General features: G+C 60.4%; 17 protein-coding genes, 1 tRNA gene and 2 rRNA genes (1 of these 20 only partly in view). 10 read left to right on the forward strand and 10 right to left on the reverse strand.

The annotated features are described in order from the left end of the window. The 4 genes from J3A65_RS18285 to J3A65_RS18300 all read left to right on the forward strand — a co-directional run. Positions 1-1372: ribosomal RNA gene (locus J3A65_RS18285) — 23S ribosomal RNA — on the forward strand; it begins 1443 nt to the left of the window's first position. Positions 1373-1629: 257 nt separating this feature from the next. After that, a 5S ribosomal RNA gene (rrf, locus tag J3A65_RS18290) occupies positions 1630-1744 on the forward strand. Positions 1745-2002: 258 nt separating this feature from the next. Beyond that, positions 2003-2079, forward strand: a tRNA-Met gene (locus J3A65_RS18295). Between the two features lie 453 nt (positions 2080-2532). Next, positions 2533-4119 carry a gamma-glutamyltransferase family protein gene (locus J3A65_RS18300; protein WP_245341585.1) on the forward strand — a complete coding sequence of 529 codons (1587 nt, stop codon included), beginning with the start codon at positions 2533-2535 and terminating at the stop codon, positions 4117-4119. 91 nt (positions 4120-4210) lie between these two features. Here the strand turns inward: J3A65_RS18300 and J3A65_RS18305 are convergent, their stop codons facing one another. From J3A65_RS18305 to J3A65_RS18340, 8 genes are all read right to left on the reverse strand, one after another. Continuing rightward, complete coding sequence (locus tag J3A65_RS18305; RefSeq protein ID WP_209902679.1) at positions 4211-5620, reverse strand: mannitol dehydrogenase family protein; 1410 nt, start codon at positions 5618-5620, stop codon at positions 4211-4213. Then, positions 5617-6816: a mannonate dehydratase gene (gene uxuA / locus J3A65_RS18310; protein ID WP_209902681.1), complete on the reverse strand. Its 1200-nt coding sequence runs from the start codon at positions 6814-6816 to the stop codon at positions 5617-5619. The genes J3A65_RS18305 and uxuA overlap by 4 nt, the downstream gene beginning before the upstream one ends. Beyond that, positions 6813-7877 carry an L-idonate 5-dehydrogenase gene (locus tag J3A65_RS18315; protein ID WP_174195362.1) on the reverse strand — a complete coding sequence of 355 codons (1065 nt, stop codon included), beginning with the start codon at positions 7875-7877 and terminating at the stop codon, positions 6813-6815. The genes uxuA and J3A65_RS18315 overlap by 4 nt, the downstream gene beginning before the upstream one ends. A 76-nt stretch (positions 7878-7953) precedes the next feature. Next, positions 7954-9360 carry a TRAP transporter large permease gene (locus tag J3A65_RS18320; RefSeq protein WP_209902683.1) on the reverse strand — a complete coding sequence of 469 codons (1407 nt, stop codon included), beginning with the start codon at positions 9358-9360 and terminating at the stop codon, positions 7954-7956. 4 nt (positions 9361-9364) lie between these two features. Next, complete coding sequence (locus J3A65_RS18325; RefSeq protein WP_062454265.1) at positions 9365-9943, reverse strand: TRAP transporter small permease; 579 nt, start codon at positions 9941-9943, stop codon at positions 9365-9367. 70 nt (positions 9944-10013) lie between these two features. Further along, positions 10014-10985 carry a sialic acid TRAP transporter substrate-binding protein SiaP gene (locus tag J3A65_RS18330; RefSeq protein WP_062454264.1) on the reverse strand — a complete coding sequence of 324 codons (972 nt, stop codon included), beginning with the start codon at positions 10983-10985 and terminating at the stop codon, positions 10014-10016. A gap of 65 nt (positions 10986-11050) precedes the next feature. Beyond that, complete coding sequence (locus J3A65_RS18335) at positions 11051-11764, reverse strand: FadR/GntR family transcriptional regulator (RefSeq protein ID WP_192087740.1); 714 nt, start codon at positions 11762-11764, stop codon at positions 11051-11053. A gap of 63 nt (positions 11765-11827) precedes the next feature. Then, positions 11828-12928, reverse strand: coding sequence for an Ldh family oxidoreductase (locus J3A65_RS18340; protein WP_209902685.1), 1101 nt, complete (start codon positions 12926-12928; stop codon positions 11828-11830). Between the two features lie 110 nt (positions 12929-13038). Between J3A65_RS18340 and J3A65_RS18345 the strand changes: the two genes are divergently transcribed. Together J3A65_RS18345 and J3A65_RS18350 are read left to right on the forward strand one after the other, a co-directional pair. Next, entirely contained in the window at positions 13039-14028 is a 990-nt protein-coding gene (locus J3A65_RS18345) for a GntR family transcriptional regulator (RefSeq protein ID WP_209902687.1), read from the forward strand. A 29-nt stretch (positions 14029-14057) separates the two neighbouring features. After that, positions 14058-15176 carry a mandelate racemase/muconate lactonizing enzyme family protein gene (locus tag J3A65_RS18350; RefSeq protein ID WP_209902689.1) on the forward strand — a complete coding sequence of 373 codons (1119 nt, stop codon included), beginning with the start codon at positions 14058-14060 and terminating at the stop codon, positions 15174-15176. Between the two features lie 60 nt (positions 15177-15236). Here the strand turns inward: J3A65_RS18350 and J3A65_RS18355 are convergent, their stop codons facing one another. Both J3A65_RS18355 and yghU read right to left on the reverse strand, forming a co-directional pair. Further along, positions 15237-15614: a hypothetical protein gene (locus J3A65_RS18355; RefSeq protein WP_062454259.1), complete on the reverse strand. Its 378-nt coding sequence runs from the start codon at positions 15612-15614 to the stop codon at positions 15237-15239. A 36-nt stretch (positions 15615-15650) separates the two neighbouring features. Then, entirely contained in the window at positions 15651-16550 is a 900-nt protein-coding gene (yghU, locus tag J3A65_RS18360; RefSeq protein WP_209902691.1) for a glutathione-dependent disulfide-bond oxidoreductase, read from the reverse strand. A gap of 349 nt (positions 16551-16899) precedes the next feature. On the opposite strand from yghU, the gene J3A65_RS18365 reads away from it, so the two are divergent. From J3A65_RS18365 to rpsO, 4 genes are all read left to right on the forward strand, one after another. Continuing rightward, a complete protein-coding gene (locus tag J3A65_RS18365; RefSeq protein WP_209902694.1) occupies positions 16900-18588 on the forward strand; it encodes a chemotaxis protein in 1689 nt (562 codons plus the stop codon). Between the two features lie 170 nt (positions 18589-18758). After that, positions 18759-19169, forward strand: a complete 411-nt coding sequence (rbfA, locus tag J3A65_RS18370) for a 30S ribosome-binding factor RbfA (protein WP_092664064.1) — start codon at positions 18759-18761, stop codon at positions 19167-19169. Between the two features lie 16 nt (positions 19170-19185). After that, complete coding sequence (truB, locus tag J3A65_RS18375) at positions 19186-20115, forward strand: tRNA pseudouridine(55) synthase TruB (RefSeq protein WP_209902696.1); 930 nt, start codon at positions 19186-19188, stop codon at positions 20113-20115. Between the two features lie 144 nt (positions 20116-20259). Beyond that, positions 20260-20529: a 30S ribosomal protein S15 gene (gene rpsO / locus J3A65_RS18380; protein ID WP_062454254.1), complete on the forward strand. Its 270-nt coding sequence runs from the start codon at positions 20260-20262 to the stop codon at positions 20527-20529. Positions 20530-20710 lie beyond the last annotated feature (181 nt).

Consider the following 20710-nt stretch of genomic DNA (forward strand, 5'->3'; position numbering starts at 1 on the left):
CGTTAATATTCGTGGGCCTGGTGGTAGTGACGGATCGCGTAAGTTGTACCTCCTTATTGGATTGGATGTGCAGCGGGGCGGTTCCAGGAAATAGCTCCACCGTATAGACCGTACCCGAAACCGACACAGGTGGTCAGGTAGAGCATACCAAGGCGCTTGAGAGAACTATGTTGAAGGAACTCGGCAAATTGCACGCGTAACTTCGGAAGAAGCGTGACCCCTTTTTACGCAAGTGGAAAGGGGTGGCACAGACCAGGGGGTAGCGACTGTTTATCAAAAACACAGGGCTCTGCGAAGTCGAAAGACGACGTATAGGGCCTGACGCCTGCCCGGTGCTGGAAGGTTAAAGGGAGAGGTGCAAGCTTTGAACTGAAGCCCCAGTAAACGGCGGCCGTAACTATAACGGTCCTAAGGTAGCGAAATTCCTTGTCGGGTAAGTTCCGACCTGCACGAATGGCGTAACGACTTCCCCGCTGTCTCCAACATAGACTCAGTGAAATTGAATTCCCCGTGAAGATGCGGGGTTCCTGCGGTTAGACGGAAAGACCCCGTGCACCTTTACTATAGCTTTACACTGGCATTCGTGTCGGCATGTGTAGGATAGGTGGTAGGCTTTGAAGCGGGGACGCCAGTTCTCGTGGAGCCATCCTTGAAATACCACCCTTATCGTCATGGATGTCTAACCGCGGTCCGTTATCCGGATCCGGGACAGTGTATGGTGGGTAGTTTGACTGGGGCGGTCGCCTCCGAAAGAGTAACGGAGGCGCGCGATGGTGGGCTCAGACCGGTCGGAAATCGGTCGTCGAGTGCAATGGCATAAGCCCGCCTGACTGCGAGACTGACAAGTCGAGCAGAGACGAAAGTCGGTCATAGTGATCCGGTGGTCCCGCGTGGAAGGGCCATCGCTCAACGGATAAAAGGTACGCCGGGGATAACAGGCTGATGACCCCCAAGAGTCCATATCGACGGGGTTGTTTGGCACCTCGATGTCGGCTCATCGCATCCTGGGGCTGGAGCAGGTCCCAAGGGTTTGGCTGTTCGCCAATTAAAGCGGTACGTGAGCTGGGTTCAGAACGTCGTGAGACAGTTCGGTCCCTATCTGCCGTGGGTGTAGGAATATTGACAGGATCTGTCCCTAGTACGAGAGGACCGGGATGGACATATCTCTGGTGGACCTGTTGTCGTGCCAACGGCATAGCAGGGTAGCTATATATGGAAGGGATAACCGCTGAAGGCATCTAAGCGGGAAACCCACCTGAAAACGAGTATTCCCTATCAGGGCCGTGGAAGACGACCACGTTGATAGGAGGCGTGTGGACGTGCAGTAATGCATGAAGCTTAGCCTTACTAATAGCCCGATTGGCTTCATCGTTCTCATTGACTATGCTCATCAAGGTGCTGCGCACCTTGATGATGACATCTGTTTTGTCCTGACGCGCGAAAAAACGCTCCGGACGGGCCGCGCCAACAGGCGCGACGGCCTCTGGCCTTGCGGAGCTTTGCTCCGACAAACCAGCCGGCAAACAAAAGACGTGTTCAACTAAGACAAAAGGGGGTTCGCCTCCGCCAGCTTCTCGATAAAGCGTTGCAATGGTCGCCCATTGCCACGCATACATTGCCCTTAATCGACCTGGTGGTCATTGCGGGGTGGCTGCACCCGTTCCCTTTCCGAACACGGCCGTGAAACACCCCTGCGCCAATGGTACTCCGTCTTAAGACGCGGGAGAGTAGGTCGCTGCCAGGTCTATTAAAGGCAATGCCATCCATAAGGATGGACCAAACAATCTTCTCACACATAACAAACCGGCCCCTGGCCAAACCAAGGGCCGCTCCCAAAGCGGCCTTTTGTCGTTGCTGGGGTTTAACGAAATAATGGGACGTTCGGTCTGTAGCCGGTGCGTCCCTCAAAGGAGACAAATCCTTCGGATTTGCTCCGGCACTACACGTAAACCGCAACGCGGTTTACGCAGACGCGAAATTTGGCAATGCCAAATTCGCTTGGCGCGGGGTGGAGCAGCCCGGTAGCTCGTCAGGCTCATAACCTGAAGGCCGCAGGTTCAAATCCTGCCCCCGCAACCAAATCATCATTATCGAAAAACACCCGTAGCCATAAGCTGCGGGTGTTTTGCGTTTGTAGCCTGACCGAACCGCATCGACGGCCGATACGCCGTGTCCGCCAAAGACGGCTGACGCCGGATGGGATCGGTTTTGCTGGGCTTCTCCTCAGACAATGCTGAAAACTCTTCGAGCGACGCTCGTGTTGCTAGCCTCTGCCAGGGCTTAAGACATAGCTGCACGGGCGCAGGTTTCAGTGCTCAAACGAAATTGCGAGACCGCCTTTCCTTCCTTGAGGTTGCAGGTTTGCCGTTCGCTGCACTATCGTGAAAGCCGATTGCCTGATGGAGGTTACCGTCCAAGGGCGGCGGCCTGCCGAAAGGTTTGCCGCTGACCGACATCCCCTCCGAATATGATGACGTTTGGACCCGTAGGCGCTGAGGCCATGACAGGCTGTCAGTGAAACAAAGGAATGACATGTCTGATTTCGATTTCTTTTCCGCAAGGCGCCCGTCGACCCTGTCGACCGGCGCGATGATTGCCACGTCGCATCCGCTCGCCACCGCAGCCGGTCTGGAAGTCTTGCAGGATGGCGGCAATGCTGTCGACGCAGCGATTGCGGCTGTCTCCGTCCAATGCGTCGTCGATCCCCTGATGACCGGTATCGGTGGCGATTGCTTTGCGCTCTACGCACCTGCGGGCGGTGCGGTCAAGGCGCTCAACGGTTCGGGCCGCGCGCCTGCCGCCGCCTCCGTTGCAGCCCTTACAGAGCTCGGCTTAAACGGCGAGATTCCCCAGACAAGCCCGCATTCGGTCACCGTCCCGGGTGCCATTTCTGCCTGGTGCCGTCTCCACACCGACCATGGAACTCTACCGCTCGAGCGATTGTTCATGCGCGCGATCGGCTATGCGCGTTCCGGCTTTCCCGTCACGCCTCGTGTCGCGATGGACTGGAAGGGCAATGAAAAAGTTATCGCCGGCGACAGCCACGCCGCTTCGGTGTTTCTGCCTGAAGGCGAGGCGCCCGTTGCAGGCGCTGTCATCCGCCAGCCGCTTTTGGCAGACCGCCTCGAGGAGATTGCTGCAGGCGGGGCTGCCGCCTTCTACGAAGGGGAAACGGCGGAAAACATGGTTGCCCATCTGCGCTCGCTCGGTGGTCTGCACACGCTCGAGGATTTCGCGGTTGGCAAGGATGGCGCGAACTGGGTGGATCCGGTCAGCGCCAGCTACAAGGGTTTCGACGTCCACGAGTGCCCGCCGAATGGACAGGGGCTGGCGGCGCTGCTGATCCTGAAGATCGTCGAAGGCTTCGATCTCGCCGCCATGGACGAGGCGGATCGGATCCATGTCCACGCGGAGGCGACCAAGATCGCCTATCATCACCGCGACGCCCTGATTGCAGACCCCGAGCATTGCGCGGGCGTTGCCGAACAGCTGTTGTCCGATGAAGTCGCTGCGACGCTCCGCAGCCGTATCGACATGAAGAAGGCATTGCCGCCGGTTCTGTGGGACGAGCCAGAACACAAGGACACGATCTATCTCTGCGTCGTCGATACGCAGGGCAACGCGATTTCCTTTATCAACTCGATCTTCCATCCCTTCGGCTCGACGCGTCTCGACCCGAAGACCGGCGTGCTGTTCCACAGCCGTGGCGCGTCTTTCCGGCTGATCGAGGGGCATCCGAATGCGATCGGCCCGTCGAAGCGCCCGATGCACACGATCATTCCCGGCATGGTGACGCAGGATGGCAAAACGGTGATGCCGTTTGGCGTGATGGGCGGCCATTACCAGGCAGCGGGTCATGCGGCCTTCCTGTCGGGCGTGATCGACAGAGGTCTCGATTTGCAGGCGGCCATGGACGTGCCGCGCAGTTTCGGCTTCGGCGGCGTGCTGGAACTCGAGCCCACCGTCAGCCCGGCGGTGCGGGCAGATCTTGAAGCGAGAGGCCATGTGCTGAAGATCGTCACCAGCCCGATCGGAGGCAGTCAGGCCATCCGCATCCGCGACGGCCTGCTCGAGGGTGGGTCGGACAGCCGCAAGGATGGCATGGCGCTCGGCTTCTAGCCATAGCGGCGTATTCCATTACCGTCGTTCGGAAGTGCAAAAAGCCCGCCGAGTGCGGGCTTCTTGTCGTTCTAGCGGACGGAGGTACGCCCTAGCGCCACTGTTTCATTTCCGCATCCACTAGCGCGCGCCATGCCTGGGAATCGATCAGAGCCTGCGGAAACAGGCCCGGGATCTTGAAAAACGGGGCCGAGGGCTGCTCGTCCGAACTCTTGGCAGCGGCGGAGAGAAGCTCGTCGCGGCGCGGATCGTTGCAGTCCTGTAGCCGGCAAACGGCCGCAAGCCAGACGCCGACGACGTGCGCATAGGCCGCCCCATCCTCGCCTTGGCCGAAAACCTCAACTGCGGGTCCGAAAACACGCTGCGGGATCTTCTGGCTCGTATCCATCGCGATCTGCGCGCAGCGATGCGCGATTGTCGGATTGGCAAAGCGTTGCAGAAGCTGCTGGATATAGGCCGACAGGTCGATGCCCGGGACCGGGTCGAGCGTCTTGACCACGGTGTTGAGATGTCGCTCGACATCGTCAACATGCCGTTCGACCGTCATCACGTCACGGGTGCATTCCAGCCCGTCCAGCAGGCCCAGATGCGCAAGCAGCGTATGCGAACCGTTGAGAAGGCGCAGCTTCATTTTTTCATAGGGCTCGACATCGACGGCAAAGAGGGCGCCGGCGGCTTCCCATTGCGGTCGGCCGGAGACGAACTTGTCTTCGATCACCCATTGCAGGAAGGGCTCCGTATCGAGCGCCAGTGCGTCTTCGACGCCGAGCAGACGGGATGCGCGCTGCCGGGTTTCTTCCGTGGCGGCAGGCACGATCCTGTCCACCATGCTCGAGGGAAATGCACCGTTCTCGGCAATCCATTCGGCAAGAGCCGGGTCGCGCCGGTTTGCCATGTCGAGCACCAGCCGCCGCAGGATCTTGCCATTGGACGGAAGATTGTCGCAGCAGAGCACGGTGAAAGGTGCGACATCCAGGTTGCGGCGAAGCGCCAGCCCTTCCACGATGAAACCGATCGGGCCGACAGGCGCCTGCGGGTTTTGAAGATCCGCGGCAACGGAGGGGTGGTCGGGATCGAGGCCGCCTGTCGTCGGATGCAGCCCGTAGGCCTTTTCGGAGACGGTGAGTGTGACGATCCGGATGTCGGGGCTGGCGAGATAGGCCAGAACCTGGTCGCGCTGGTCCGCAGCGCAGATCCAGTCGACGGTCGAACCGATTACCTCGGAACGATCGCCCTCGGTGTCGCGCACGGTGATCGAGTAGAGCCCGTCCTGTTCGGCAATCGCTTTGACCGGCTCCGGCGAGCGCAGATTGACCGCAACGATGCCCCAGGGACCGAACTCCGCCTCGAGCGCCTTTTGCGTATAGACCGCTTGATGGGCGCGGTGGAAAGCACCGAGCCCGAAATGCACGATCCCGGGGCGAAGTTTCGTGCGGTCGAATGTCGGACCGGTCACAGTTTCAGGCAACACCGTCGCGGATGAAAGTCTCTGCAGTGTCATTCTCTTGCTCCAAATTCCGGATGGCTGAGTGTGCGCTCGATGCCGCGTAGTTCCGCCAGACCCTTGAGCCGGCCGATCGCCGGATAGCCCGGCTGGGCGCCACGGGTGAGGTCATCAAGGATCTCCTGACCATGGTCCGGCCGCATGGCAATCCTGTGATCGTCACGTCCTTCGCGATGACGTCGCTTTTCTTCCTTCAGCAGGGCGGCGATGACCGCCACCATGTCGGTGCCGCCTTCGAGATGTTCGTCTTCGAAAAAGGAACAGGGCAAGGAGTCCTCATCGCGCGTCACATTGCGCAGATGGACGAAATGGATGCGCTCGGCAAAACGCTCGGCAATCCGAGGGAGGTCGTTGTCCGCGCGTGCGCCGAGCGAACCGGAGCAGAGCGTCACGCCATTGGCGCGGCTGTCGACGGCCTTGAGCATATGGGCGTAATCGTCTTCGGTTGAAAGGATCCGCGGCAGGCCAAGCAGCGGCCACGGCGGATCGTCCGGATGAGCGCAGATGTTGATCCCCACCTGTTCGGCCACCGGCACGACTTGCGAGAGAAAATCAACGAGGTTCGACTGAAGTTTTGCGCGGTCGATGCCGTGGTAGGTCCTCAGTTTCTCTAGAAGCTGGTCGAGCGAGTAGCCGTCCGCCGAGCCCGGCAGCCCGGCACCGATGTTGCGGCCGAGTGCTGCGATCCTGTCGTCCGCGAGCTCGGAGAAGCGCCTCGCCGCTTTGTCCTGCAGGGCTTCCGGATAATCGGCGGCCGCATCCGGTCGCTTCAGAATATGGATGTCGAAGGCGACGAAATTGGTAAGGTCGAAGCGCATTGCCTTTGCGCCGTGCCGCGTTTCCCAGCGCAGGTCGGTGCGGGTCCAGTCGAGGACCGGCATGAAATTATAGCAGACTGTGCGAATGCCGCTTTGCGAAAGGCGGCGCAGGCTTTCCTGCCAGTTGGCGACATGGGTGCGCCAGTCGCCGGTCTGGGTCTTTATCTCTTCCGAGACAGGCACGCTTTCGACCACATCCCAGTAAAGGCCGCCGGCCTTGATCTCCGCGTGTCGCTTCTCGATCTCGTCGGCCGGCCACACTGCCCCCGTCGGAATGTGGTGCAGGGCGCTGACAATGCCCTCCGCGCCGGCCTGCGCCGCATCCCTCACCGAAACCTTGTCGATCGGTCCGAACCATCGCCAGGTATGTTTCATTCTGTTCTTCCCGTTTCATGGTCGAAAAGTGCGATCTGCACCTTGCAGGCGACGGAACGGTCCGAAGCCTGTTCGAAGGCGCTTAGCGCGTCCTCGAGTGGATAGGTATGCGAAAGGATCGGCCGCACATCGATGGCGCGCCGCGAAATCAGATCGACCGCTTCTGCAAACTCGCGATCGAAGCGCTGCGAACCGCGCCAGTTGATTTCCTTGCCGACCAGCATGTTGAGCGGGATCGTGATGTCGCCCGTCACGCCCACCTGAACAAGAGTTCCTCTCGGCTTCAGGGCTGCAAGAGCGGTGCGAAGCGCCGGGCCGGCGGCAGAGCAGTCGAAGGCCACATCGATCGTGCCTTTGCCTTCGAGATAGGGCGAAAGCGCTTCCGCGTTTTCGGCGACGTTGACCGTATCGGTCGCGCCCATCGCGGGAGCCCGGGCAAGGGCTGCGTCGGCAAGATCCGTCACGATGATCTCAGCCGCCCCTGCATACCGGGCGGCTGCGACGGTCAGAAGGCCGATCGGACCGGCACCGGTCACGAGAACGCGCTTGTTTCTGAGATCGCCCGCCTGGGAGACCGCATGAAGGCAGACTGCGAGCGGTTCCGCGCAGGCGGCTTCGGCCGGCGAAACATCTGATGAGACCGGATGGCACTGGATTGCCGGCACCACCAGATGATCGCGGAACATGCCCTGTTCGTGCGGCAGGCGCATAGCGCTGCCCATGAACCGCATTTCGAGGCAGTGGATTGGTTGGCCGAGACTGCAATAGTGGCAATGGCCGCAGGGTTGCGAAGGATTGACGGCGACCAGGTTGCCGACGCTGAGGCCGGAAACGCCATGTCCGATCGCTTCGACGAAGCCTGATGCTTCGTGTCCGGAAATGATCGGTTCGCGCACGCGGATCGGGCCGAAGCCGCCGTCCTGGAAGTAATGCAGGTCCGAGCCGCAGATGCCGCCCATCGCCATGCGCAGGAGCACTTCACCGGGGAGAGGAGCTTTATAACCCTCGCTCTCAACCTTGAGATCGCGTTTGCCATGCAGGCGGACGACGCGGGTAAGCATGGGGATAGCCTCGTTTCGTGCGTTTCGATCGGTCATTCCGCGCCGGTCTGGCCGACGCGGAATGTGTGTGTCGGTATCAGCGGATCAGGCCCATTTCAGTCGGCAGCCACAGCGTGATTGCCGGCACGAAGGTGATCAGCACCAGTGCGAGCAGCAGCGGCACCAGCCAGGGCAGGATGGCCATCGTAGTGCGCTCGACGGACAGTTTCGCGACGCGGGACAGGACGAACAGCACCATGCCGAGCGGCGGGTGCAGCAGTCCGATCATCAGGTTGAGCGTCATGATCAGACCGAAATGCACCGGATCGATGTCGAACTGCAGCACGATCGGCAGCAGGATCGGCACCAGAATGGTGATGGCGGCGATCGTATCGAGGAAGCAGCCGACGAACAGCATCAACAGGTTGACCAGGATCAGGAACACCCACTTGCTGTCGGTCAGGCTGGTGATCGCCGTAGACAGAAGCTGCGCCGTCTGGCTGACCGTCAAAAGCCATGCAAAGACGGAGGCCGCGGCCACGATGAACAGCACGGAGGCCGTGGTTTCGATCGTGTCGAAGGTGGCCTTGGCAAGCGATGTGAAGGTCATGGTGCGATAGCGCACGAGGCCGAGGAACAGCGACCACAGCACGGCGGCAACGGCTGCCTCCGTCGGCGTGAACCAACCCATCGTCATGCCGCCGATCAGGATGACCGGGGTCATCAGCGCCATGACGGCGGAGAAGTCGAAATACCAGTCGCAGGCGAGAAGCACGACGAGCGCGATCAGGATCGACAGGTTGAGCGATAGCCCGGTCAGCGTCAGCAGATAGATACCAAGCGGCACCATGGCCACAACAAGGACCTCTGTCGATGCGCTGAGGATATTCCTCCAGCTGAACGGCGTATCGGAACCCCAGCGTTTCACATAGGCGAAGATGGCAACGGTCAGCATCATCAGCACCGTCATGACGACGCCCGGCACGATGCCGGCCATGAACAGCGCGCCGATCGAAACGTTGGCCATCATCCCGTAGATGACGAAGGGCAGCGATGGCGGAAAGATCGGACCAAGCGTTGCCGATGCCGCGGTGACGCCGACGGCGGCCTCGATCGGATAGCCGTGGTCCTTCATCGCCTTGATCTCGATCGTGCCGATGCCGGCAGCGTCGGCAAGCGCCGTTCCGGACATGCCGGAAAAGATGACCGAACCGATGATGTTGACCTGCGCCAGACCACCTTTCATCCAGCCCACCAGCGCGACTGCGAAAGAGTAGATGCGGCCGGTCACGCCGGCGCTGTTCATCAGGTTGCCGGCAAGAATGAAGAAGGGAACGGCCAGAAGCGGGAAGCTCTCGACACCGGCAATCAGCCGCTGGGCGACAATGATGTCAGGCGCAACATTGTAAAAGACGATGTAGAGGACCGACGAGGTTGCCATGGAGATAGCGACCGGCAGACCCAGCACCATCAGGAGAAGAAACGAACCGATAAGCAGCAGCATGAAATCAATCCTCGGCGTTCTGGAATTCTTCGGGGCGCTCGAGCACCGAATAACCGCGGCGCATGTTGGCGACGAAAACCTGGATGGAGCGCAGCAGCATCAGCACGAAGGCAACCAGCACGCTGTAGAAGACGATGTTGCGGGGCAGGTTTACGGTGACCATCTCCTCGCCCTCGACGATTTCCATGTACCGCCACATCAGCCATGATCCGTAGGCAAAGAAACCGACCCGGATAATGTCGACCAACGTCGCCATGATGCGCGTCACATGCGGCGGAAGGTAGTGATAGAGAACGTCCACCTGAATGTGGCGCGACATGCGCACGCACATGACGGCACCGAGGAAAACCACGCCGATCAGGCAATTGACGGCGATTTCCTCTGTCCAGGCATAGCTGTCGTTGAGGACGTAACGGGTAAAGAACTGCAGGAAGACGCAGCCCGTCATCACCCAGAACAGGGCAAGCGTGACCCAGTCCTCGAAGGCATAGATTTTAAGGTCCACATCGACGGGCGCTTCGTCGAATGTATGGGCAAGCTCCTCAGGGGTCACCTGAGTGTGGATTTCCGGGGATGTCGACATGGATCCGATCCAGTTTCACGAAGGGAAGGCGCGGCTCTTGCGAGCCGCGCGAACGTTGGCGTGATCCGCGTTACTTGATGGCGCGGATGGCTTCCCAATCGGATTTCGCGTAGCCGAACTCTTCGAAGGTCACCTTCTCGAGCACCGTCTTTTCGAAGTCGGCCTTGTCGACTTCAACAACGTTGAGGCCGCGCTTCTTGAAGTCCTCGACGAGCGCCTTTTCGCGTTCCTCAATGATCTTGGTGGTGCGGGTGGCGGCTTCCTGCGTCACTTCCGTGAAGATTTTCTTGTCTTCGTCCGACAGGCTTGCCCAGCGGCTCTTGGAAATGACCGTGTTGAGATGGTCGACGATGTGACCGGACAGAACGATGTTCTTCTGGACTTCAAAGAACTTCTTCGCCTCGATCGTGGTCAGCGGATTTTCCTGGGCGTCGACCGTGCCGTTCTGCAGGGCGAGATAGACTTCCGCAAAGGCGATCGGCGTGGTGTTGGCGCCGCAGGCCCGTGGCATGGCAAGGTAGGCCGGAACGTCCGGAACGCGCATCTTGACGCCCTTCAGGTCGGCGCATTTTTCGATCGGCTTGTTGGATGTCGTATGGCGCGTGCCGTAGTAGCTGACGGCGGTGATCACGTTGCCGGTCTTGTCTTCATACCCCTTGGAGAGACGCTTGAAGACGTCGCTCTTCACATAGGCGATCAGGTGCGCCGGATCGCGAAAGATGTACGGGAAGTAGGTCACGCCGATCGGCTTGTAATCGCGGGCCGCGAAGCTGGAGCCGGAAATGATCATGTCGACCGTTCCGAGCTTCAGACCCTGGTTGATGTCGGCTTCCTTGCCCAGCTGCGAAGCGGGAAACACATCGATCTTGTAGCGACCTTCGGTGCGCTTGGCGATTTCGCCCGCAGCCCATACGGATTCCGTATGGAACGGCTCCGAGGTCTCATAGACATGCGCCCACTTGAGCGCTGTCTGCGCCTGTGCGCCGATTGCCGACGCCATGACGACGGCGGCGGCACCTAAAATAGTGGTAAACTTCAACATAACTTTCTCCTCCCGAATTGAAATCTCAAACTATCGTCTCGATCCGCCGCCTCCTCGCGGTCGGATCAGTCGTTCCTCGTCGGCTCCTCTCCGAAGCTTTCCGAGAATCTCTTCTGCGACAGCGTCAAATGCTGCCGCATGGCCTCGCGCGCATCGGCGGGGTTGCCCGCAGCAAGCGCGTCGCGAATGATCTTGTGTTCTTCGAGTGCTGCCTTCCAGGTGTGCGGGCCTTCGAAATAGCTGGCCAGCTTGGTGAAATACGGCGACAGCCGCTTGTCGTAGATCAGGCCGGTAAAGCGGTTGAGCGCCGAATTGCCGATCATGTCCGCAATCGCCGTATGAAACGCCCGGTCCAGCGCCAGCGCCTGGTGCGAATCGTCGAGCGAACCCTCCATCTCCGCAAGGATCGAATTGAGCTTGGCGATGCTCTCGCTGTCGACCTTGCGGGCTGCCTCTTCGGCAATAGCGCTCTCGATCAGGCAGCGCGCCTGCAGGATTTCAAAAGGACCATCGCTGTCATCGGCGGCAAGGATTTCCGGCTGCCGGTTCGATCTGGCGCTGACATAGACGCCCGATCCCATGCGGATCTGGATCAGACCCTCGACTTCGAGCACGATCAGGGCTTCGCGAATGGTGGGGCGGGACACGCCAAGGCGCTCGGCAAGCTCACGCTCGGCCGGCAGCCGCTCACCGGGCCGGACTTCTCCGGCTTCGATCAGCGTACGAAGCTGTTCCGCGGCCTGCCTGTAAAGGCGGCGCGGCTCAAGGGCGACGAACATGGTGTCCTCCACGCATCCTCCCGACGCGCAATGCGGTCAGATTGTCTTACCAATTTTGGGAAGTCAAGTGCCATCAACCTGTGACTGTGCCGGCATCTCCAAAACCGGCAGTTGCGCCCCGTAGCGACCCGCAAGAACTTCGAAAGCGGCGTGTGTTGCCGGATCGAGCGTGACGCCAGATGCTTCTCGATCCGCCGCAACCACCCATTCCCGGTCGCCCGGCGCCATGACTCGGCAGTCCGCGCGGGCCGGCGAACTGCGCAGCACATCCAGATAGCGTGTCATGCCCGCATCGAACGTCTCCCGATCGCCGAACGCCTCCGGCAGGATCGCAAAGACAAAGGCTCCGAGACCACGCGGCGTCGAAATATCTGGACCGCCCATCGGGGCGAGGTCGAAACTCAGGCTCATGCCGGTCACGACAGCGCTGAGGATTTCCGCAAGCCCGGCAAGACCCGCGCCCTTGAAGCCGAATTCGCCGCCGAGCGGCGCCAGCATGTCGGCCTTGTCCGCATCGAGCGTGTCGATGCCCGAAACATCTGACGCGACCGACTGCGGCAGGGTCGTGCCCATGCTGCGGTAGAGCAGCACGCGGTTATAGGGAATGGCGCTGGTTGCCATGTCCAGCAACCACGGATCTTGCCCTTCCACCGGCACGCCGACGGCAATCGGGTTGGTGCCGTGGAAGCGCGATGCACCGTCATGCAGGCGCACGAAACTGTCGGAATTGCAAAAGGTGAAGCCGATCACGCCCTGGCGGGCCGCCTCCAGCGCATAGGCGCCGGCCGGGCCGAAATGCGAACTGTTGCGGATCGCCACAGCGCCGATGCCGAACTGACGCGCGAGCTCGATCGCTCGGTCCATCGCCGTATAGGTCGCGAGTGCGCCATGCGCATGATCCGCGTCCAGCGTCTCCACCGCCCCGAAACCGCCGACGGGCTTTAGCTTCGGCACCTTGTTGAGGCGCCCGCCTTCAAGCGCAGTCACGTAATGGTCGAGAAGACGCACCCCGTGGCTATCCACGCCATGGCGGGTTCCGTGCATCATCGCCCGCGTTGCAGCGTCTGCCGTCGCAGCGTCGGCGCCGCATCCCAGAAGAACCTCGCGGCAGAAGCGATCGAGCTCCACAAGCGAAACGCGCGCTCTGTCTTTCCCAGTCGGCATGTCAGGATATCCTCCACAATGTCTTTTGTCTACACTAGACATCCGATTTGGAAGATGCAATCCATGCACTGCGATTTCGACAGATTGCGTTTCATGTCCTGGAGACCCGAATGGCTGGCCCGTCCCCGAGGCTTCATCAACGCGTGTGCGAGATACTGGCATCCGAGATAGCCTCCGGTGCGCTGTCTGCCGGCACCTATCTGACGGAAACCAGCCTTGCCGAACGCTTCGGTATCAGCAGGGCACCCGCGCGGCATGCCCTGGGCGAGCTGGAGCAGCGCGGTTTGATGCAGCGCGTCTCAGGCAGGGGATACCAGATCTTATCCTCGGAAAACGCCGCGCCCGTCGCCCCGTCGAGCCATCCTGCGGGCTCCGACGAGAAGATCCATTTCCTGTCGAGCTGGGAACTGATCTACCGCCAGATCGAGATCGAGATCGTTTCCCGCACCTCGCTTGCCAGCTGGCGTATCAACGAAGCAGCGCTTGCCGCAGCCCACGGTGTCAGCCGAACCGTAGCACGGGACGTGATGGCAAGGCTGCAGCAACGCGGCGTGGTGCTGAAGGACGATGCCGGCCGCTGGCTGGCGCCGGGCCTGACGCCTGTCCATATCGGCCAGCTCTACGAGCTGCGCTGGGTGCTGGAACCGCTGGCGCTCGCGCAGGCCTTTGCGCACCTGCCCGATGGCTACGTGACGGGATGCATCGAGTTCGTCGAACAGGCGGTTGCCGCTGCCGAGACGGTTACCGGCGACATGCTCGACCGCGTCGAACATCAGCTGCATTCGGAGCTTCTCGGATACTGCGACAACCGCGCGCTGATGCAGGCGATCAGCCTGCCGCAGGCGATTTTGGTCGCCCACCATTTTCTCTATCAGCCGAAGACCACCGGCTATGACGGCGAGCCATTCCTGCTGGAGCATCTGGACGTGCTTTCGCCGCTCGCTTCCGGCGATATCGGCGCCGCATGCGATGCGCTGGAGAGGCATTTGCGGATCTCACGCGACCGCGCAATCGCCCGCATTGGGGCTGCCGCATCGCGAAACATCGCCCTGCCTGACCTGCCTTATCTGGAGCGGCAGGGGCACGTCAAAACAGACTGATGTCTACCACCGGGAGGAGGAGCCCAACAATGAAAATCAAATCCGTACAGCCATTCATCCTGCATCTGCCGCTGACCTCGGACTCGATTTCCGACAGCACCCACAGCATCACCCATTGGGGTGTCGTCGGCACCGTGATCGAGACCACCGACGGGCTGAAGGGCTACGGCTTTACCGGCACCCATGCCCATATCGCCTCCGACCGGCTGATCACGTCCTGTATAAGGGATTGCTACGCGCCGCTGCTGATCGGCGAGGATGCCAACGAACATCAGCGCCTGTGGACCAAGCTCGCACGCTATCCCTCCCTGCAATGGGTCGGCCGTGCGGGCATTACCCATCTGGCACTCGCCGCCGTCGACGTCGCGCTCTGGGATCTCAAGGCGAAAAAGGCCGGCGTGCCGCTCTGGAGCCTGCTCGGAGGCGCAAGAACCGATCGTCTCGAGGCGTATAATACCGATATCGGCTGGCTGTCGTTTTCGCTGGAGGACCTGCTGGCCGGGTCGGCGCGCGCCGTGGAGGAAGAAGGCTTCACCCGGATCAAGCTCAAGGTCGGCCATGACGATCCCAATATCGATGTGCGCCGCCTGGAAGCGGTGCGCAAGCGGCTGGGCCCAGATGTCCGGATCGCCATCGATGGCAATGGCAAATGGGATCTCCCGACCTGCCAGCGGTTTTGCGAGCGGGCCCGCGATCTCGATATCTACTGGTTCGAGGAGCCGCTCTGGTACGACGATATTGCCGGACATGCGGCCCTTGCGAGAAGCAGCACGATCCCGATCGCGCTTGGCGAGCAGCTCTATACCGTTGATGCGTTCCGGGCGTTCATATCAGCCGGTGCCGTGTCCTACGTCCAGCCTGACGTCACGCGCCTCGGTGGCATCACCGAATATATCCAGGTTGCGGATCTGGCACTGGCCCATCGGCTTCCCGTCGTGCCGCATGCGGGCGAGATGAGCCAGGTTCATGTCCATCTCAGCTACTGGCATCCGGCCTCGACGATTCTCGAATACATTCCCTGGATCAAGGATCACTTCGAGGAACCGTCCAATGTCGATGGCGGCATTTATCGAAGGCCACAGCAGCCAGGCGCCAGCACGACGGTGCTGAAGGAAAGCTTCGAGCGATACGGCAAGAGCCTCAGCTGAATGCGAAAGGCCGCCGGCGACGTTCGCCAGCGGCCTTCTCTACAACGTCGACAAACGCCGTCAGATCTCGAAGATATTCTCGAACGATTCCGGAAAGTTCTGCCGCGCCAGCTTTTCGTTGATGACAAGCATCGCCTCATAGGAAAGCGGGTCGAACGTTTTGTCGGCCGGCAGCACTTCGCGCCCGAACAGAAGGCTCAGACGCGCAGCATCGAGATTGCCGCGCTCAAAGGGTTCGGTGCCGAAGTGATGCCACAGCGCATGCAGAAAGGCCCCGTCGATCTTGTGCTCTTTCGTGCCGGGACGTGCCCTGCGCGGCAGAGCCTTGATCGGCGTCACGCCTTTCGGATTGGCCCGGCGGATGGTGAACTGCACCCCCGTGCTTGGCATCCCGCCCGGAAAGCCTCGGTGTTTTGTCATTTCAGGCAGGTTTGCCATGTTCGTATCCTCAAGTCCTATGCGGCTGACCGGCTTTTAGCCGATCTTGTCTTGTGTCTTGGTATCGAAATCCGAAGCGTCGTGGCGCTCATGCAGCTGCTCGGATGGCTCGCCGGATGTCCGGTTGACCATGCGGCCGCGCTTGACGCCAGGCCGTGCGAAAACCTCCGCCGTCCAGCGCTGCAGGTTCTCATAGCTCTTTACCTCGAGAAAATCACCTGCATCGCCGTAAACCTGGCCAAGCGCCAGCGTGCCGTACCAGGGGAAGATCGCCATGTCCGCAATCGTGTACTCGTCGCCCGCCATATAATGGTTGTCGGCAAGATGCCGGTCGAGCACGTCGAGCTGGCGTTTCGTCTCCATGGCATAGCGATCGATCGCGTATTTGATCTTGATCGGCGCATAGGCGTAGAAATGCCCGAACCCACCGCCGACAAACGGTGCCGAGCCCATCTGCCAGAACAGCCAGTTCATCGTTTCCGTGCGGGTGCGCAGATCCGTCGGCAGGAAGGCGCCGAACTTCTCCGCCAGATAGACGAGGATCGAGGCGGACTCGAACACGCGCAACGGCTTGCCGCCATCCTTTGGCGCATGGTCGCAAAGTGCGGGGATCTTCGAGTTCGGATTGATGTCGACAAAGCCGGAGCCGAACTGATCGCCCTTGCCGATATTGATCATCCAGGCATCATAGTCCGCTTCCGCGTGACCGGCTGCCAGAAGCTCTTCCAGCATGATCGTCACCTTGACGCCGTTTGGCGTGCCCAGCGAATAAAGCTGCAGCGGATGCTTTCCGACCGGCAGTTCCTTGTCCTGCGTCGGGCCGGAGATCGGGCGGTTGATACTGGCGAACTGGCCGCCATTGCCCTTTTCCCAGGCCCAGATCTTTGGCGGCTCGTAGCCGGCAGGAAAATTGTCGGCAGGAGTTTTCTCGGTCATCAGGGCGGTCCTTCCTGAAAAATTGCTCTTAAAATACGAACGATGCCTGCGATATAGGAAAAACGAGAAGAGATTTCCCGTTTTATAGCGCCATCGTATCGCGTTTTTTGGTGCTGGTCAGGATCTCTCTATGCTGCACCATCGTGTTCCGAACGAGCGGCAATGGTTAACCACGTACACGCAACTCCGCGATCGGTTCTTGTTCAGTTAACCGTTGCACCGGCACTGTCCAGCTATTCGAGGACACCCGTGCCTGCTTCAGGCGGAGACGTGTCCCACAACAAACAGGGCGAACGGTTTTTCCAGCGACGAACTCAACGTTGCGGCGAAGCTGGAAAAGGTGGTGGACATGGCAGTCAGAGCGGTCGTATCGATGGAAGAGGGTGTTTCCGCAGACGCCTCGGCGTTTGCCGCAAGGCTGGACGCTGCCCGTTCGCGCCTTGAGGAACGCTTCACCGAAGGCGGACGAGCGCTTCTTTCCATTCTCGACGTTCTCAACCGCTTGGTCGCCTCGCTCGATCAGGCCGAGAGCTCGCTCGACGAAGAAACGGCGAACGCATCCCTGTTCGAGCTCACCCAGACGGTCGCGCGGCTTTCTCAGCTGAGCGAAAACGAGAAAGGCCGACAGGTCCAGTTCACCCTCATTTCCGACGCCCAGGGGCACCTGAAGGGCCATGCCGAGGACATGCAGGAAACCCTGCGCTATCTGCGCACCTTTGCAGTTACTGCAAAGATCACCGGCGCCGGAATTGCCGACTTTGCAGGATTTGCTGAGGAAATCCTGCAAAGGATTCAGGACGGCACCCGTCAGGTCAATGATTTCTCGGACAAGGTCCAGTATCTCGGCCAGGGACTGGGTTCCCTGATCACAAGAGGGAAGAGGATTGTAAGCTCCTACGAGGACACAATCCCGCAGATCGCAGCAGGACTGTCGAACGGCGGCGAGGCGATCGCTCTCAATCGCAGATCGATGATCGAACAGGCCGCAAGCGTCCGGGCAATCGCGCGCGGCATCCAGACCAAGCTCGCCTCGACGCTGTCTGCCATGCAGATCGGCGACACAACCCGCCAGAGGATCGAGCATTGTCAGTCAACGCTCACGCTCCTCGACGATTTTCTGGCCTCACCGGACGCTACGCCGCTGACCAATCCTCAGCGCGACAACCTGTCCGCTGTCATCCGGAGGCTTGTCTCCCATCAGCTCAGGCAGTCCATCGATCATTTCGAGCGTGACACGGCAAAGATCGTCGCAAGCGTGGCGAGTTTCCGTTCAGATCTCCAGAAGATCGATGCAATCCGGGAAACGATGGCAGAAGGCCAGGGCGGCGCCGCCGCCATGCGCCAGCTCGACACCGGCGTCGGCGTTGCGCGCGAAGCGGTTCGCCAGATCGAAGCCGTTGCCGGCGAGGCGACGGAACTCAGCCGGTCGACCGGCCAGACCGTAAGCGAGCTCGTCACCAGCATCGGCGTCGTGCAACTGGTCCGCACCGATATTCACTACATGGCCCTCAATACCAATCTGCGCTGCGGCAGGATCGGAGATCAGGGCAAGGCGATCAACGTGGTTGCCGCCGAACTGCGCAATTACGCGGGCGAACTGGATGGTGCCGCCGACAAGATCCTCGTTCATCTCAGAATGCTGGAAGAATCTGCGCAAAAGCTCAGCGCCTGCGAAGATACGGGCGGCTCGCTCGATCTTCGGCTCGAACAGGCACTCGCCAATATCCGCGTTGTCGGCGATCGCAGGGAGACCGAAATGTCGCTGCTTGGCGAACACAGCCGATCCGCCGTCGGCGAAATCGATGCCTCGCTTGCTCGGCTTGATTTCAAGATTGAGCTTGGTGAGGTTTTGCGGGCCTGCGCGGAAGAGGGCGAAGCCTTCGCAAGCGCCCGGCCACTGGCCGCCATCGAGCCTGCCCTCATCGAACTCGGGGCTCGCATTTCCGCCCTTTACACAATGGGTTTGGAACGTGAACTGCACGCGAAGATCATGGGAACCACACCCCTTGGCGAAACGTCCCTCGTCTCGGTTGCATGAGTGACGACACGCTGTTTTCAGGTGTCATCGGCATCGACGGCCTCCAAGTCAGACCGATTAAATACCCGCTGGACCTTGACCTTTCGCCGGGCCTTTGTCATGTGACCGCCTTCATTTGACGAAGCGCCCCATCGGGACGAGCCCCGGCGGCGTTATACGAAAGAAACAACATGACCAAGCCCACATCCTCGGCGCCGTCGCAGCGCATGCTTCGTGTTGGCGAACAGGTACGCGCCGCCATCACCCAGGTCCTGCAACGTGGCGAAGTTCGCGACGACCTGCTCGAGAAAACCGTGATTTCCGTTTCGGAAGTGCGCATGTCGACCGATCTGAAGGTCGCGACGGCCTATGTGACCCCCCTCGGCGTCCCTGACCATGACGTCGTGATCGCAGCGCTCAACCGGCATGCCAAATATATCCGCGGCCGCATAGCCGGCCAGCTCCGTCAGATGAAATACATGCCGGAAGTGCGCTTCCGCGACGATACGAGCTTCGACAACTACAAGAAGATCGACGAGCTGCTTCGCTCGCCGGAGGTCCAGCGTGATCTCAACAGCGACGAAACCAAAGACCAGAAATAACAATCAAGAAGTATTGATGTCCAAACCCCGCAAACCAAAGGGCCGGCCGGTTTCCGGCTGGCTTATTCTCGACAAGCCGATCGATTTCGGCTCGACCGAAGCCGTGTCCAAGATCAAGTGGCTGTTCAATGCCCAGAAGTGCGGCCATGCCGGCACGCTGGATCCGCTTGCGTCAGGCATGCTGCCGATCGCGCTCGGCGATGCGACGAAGACCGTGCCCTATGTCATGGATGGGCGGAAGATCTACGAATTCGCCGTCACCTGGGGCGAGGAGCGGTCGACCGACGACCTCGAGGGCGCTGTCACCGCATCGTCCGACAGCCGTCCGAGCGAAGAGCAGATCCGCGCGCTTCTCCCGAACTACACCGGCACGATCAATCAGATCCCGCCGCAGTTTTCTGCCATCAAGATTGCCGGCGAACGGGCCTATGATCTGGCCCGCGACGGCGAGACTGTCGAGATCCCGTCGCGCGAGGTCCAGATCTTTCGCCTGACGCTGCTCGGCGTAACGGCGGACAAGGCGCATTTCGAAGTCGAATGCGGCAAGGGCACCTATGTTCGGGCGCTCGCCCGTGACTTCGGCCGCGATCTAGGCTGCTACGGTCATATCTCGGAACTGCGCCGCACCTTCGTCGCGCCCTTTGCCGAAGACCGCATGGTGCCGCTGGCCGAACTCGTGGCCCTGGAACAGATCGAGGATCGCGACGAACGGCTGGCAGCCCTTGATGCCTTCATGATCAACACGTCTGAAGCGCTTTCCAGCCTGCCGCATCTGCCTGTCACAGACGATCAGGCCCACCGCATCAAGATGGGCAATCCGATTATCCTGCGCGGCCGCGATGCACCGGCTGACGAAGCGGAAGCCTATGCGACCGTGCGCGGTAAGCTGCTTGCCATCGGCGAGATCGGCCAGGGAGAGTTCCGTCCCAAGCGGGTGTTTGGCTGAGCCTCTTCCATTCTCTCCTTGAATGGTCTATAGGCACCGCCAGCAAAAGCAGGCTTTTCTGCCTGTTTTGCGTTTCACGGCCAAGACTGGACGACATCCCGGCCTTAGGCGACCCATAATCCTCATATTCGAAAGGATAACACGATGTCGATCACTGCAGAGCGCAAGGCCGAACTCATCAAGGAATACGCAACCGTTGAAGGCGACACCGGTTCGCCGGAAGTCCAGGTTGCGATCCTCACCGAGCGGATCAACAATCTGACCGAACACTTCAAGGGCCACAAGAAGGACAACCACTCCCGTCGTGGCCTTCTGACCATGGTTTCCACACGTCGTTCGCTTCTCGACTACGTCAAGAAGAAAGACGAATCCCGTTACAGCAAGTTGATTGCTGCTCTGGGCATTCGCCGCTAAAAAATTTCCGGCGGGCGCTCAATCGGGCGCCTGCCGGTTTCTCATTCGGGCCAAGCGTCCGATGCAATGTTTGCGATGCGCTTTATCTCGCGCCGCAAGAATGCCCGCAGACCCGGATGGGCCGGATCTGCAAAAACCAAACCGTTGACCTGTCATGGGGCAGGATTGCCGGATGCTTTCG

It is taken from the genome of Rhizobium sp. PvP014 (genome assembly GCF_017876855.1).
GTDB classification, from domain to species: Bacteria; Pseudomonadota; Alphaproteobacteria; order Rhizobiales; family Rhizobiaceae; genus Neorhizobium; species Neorhizobium soli.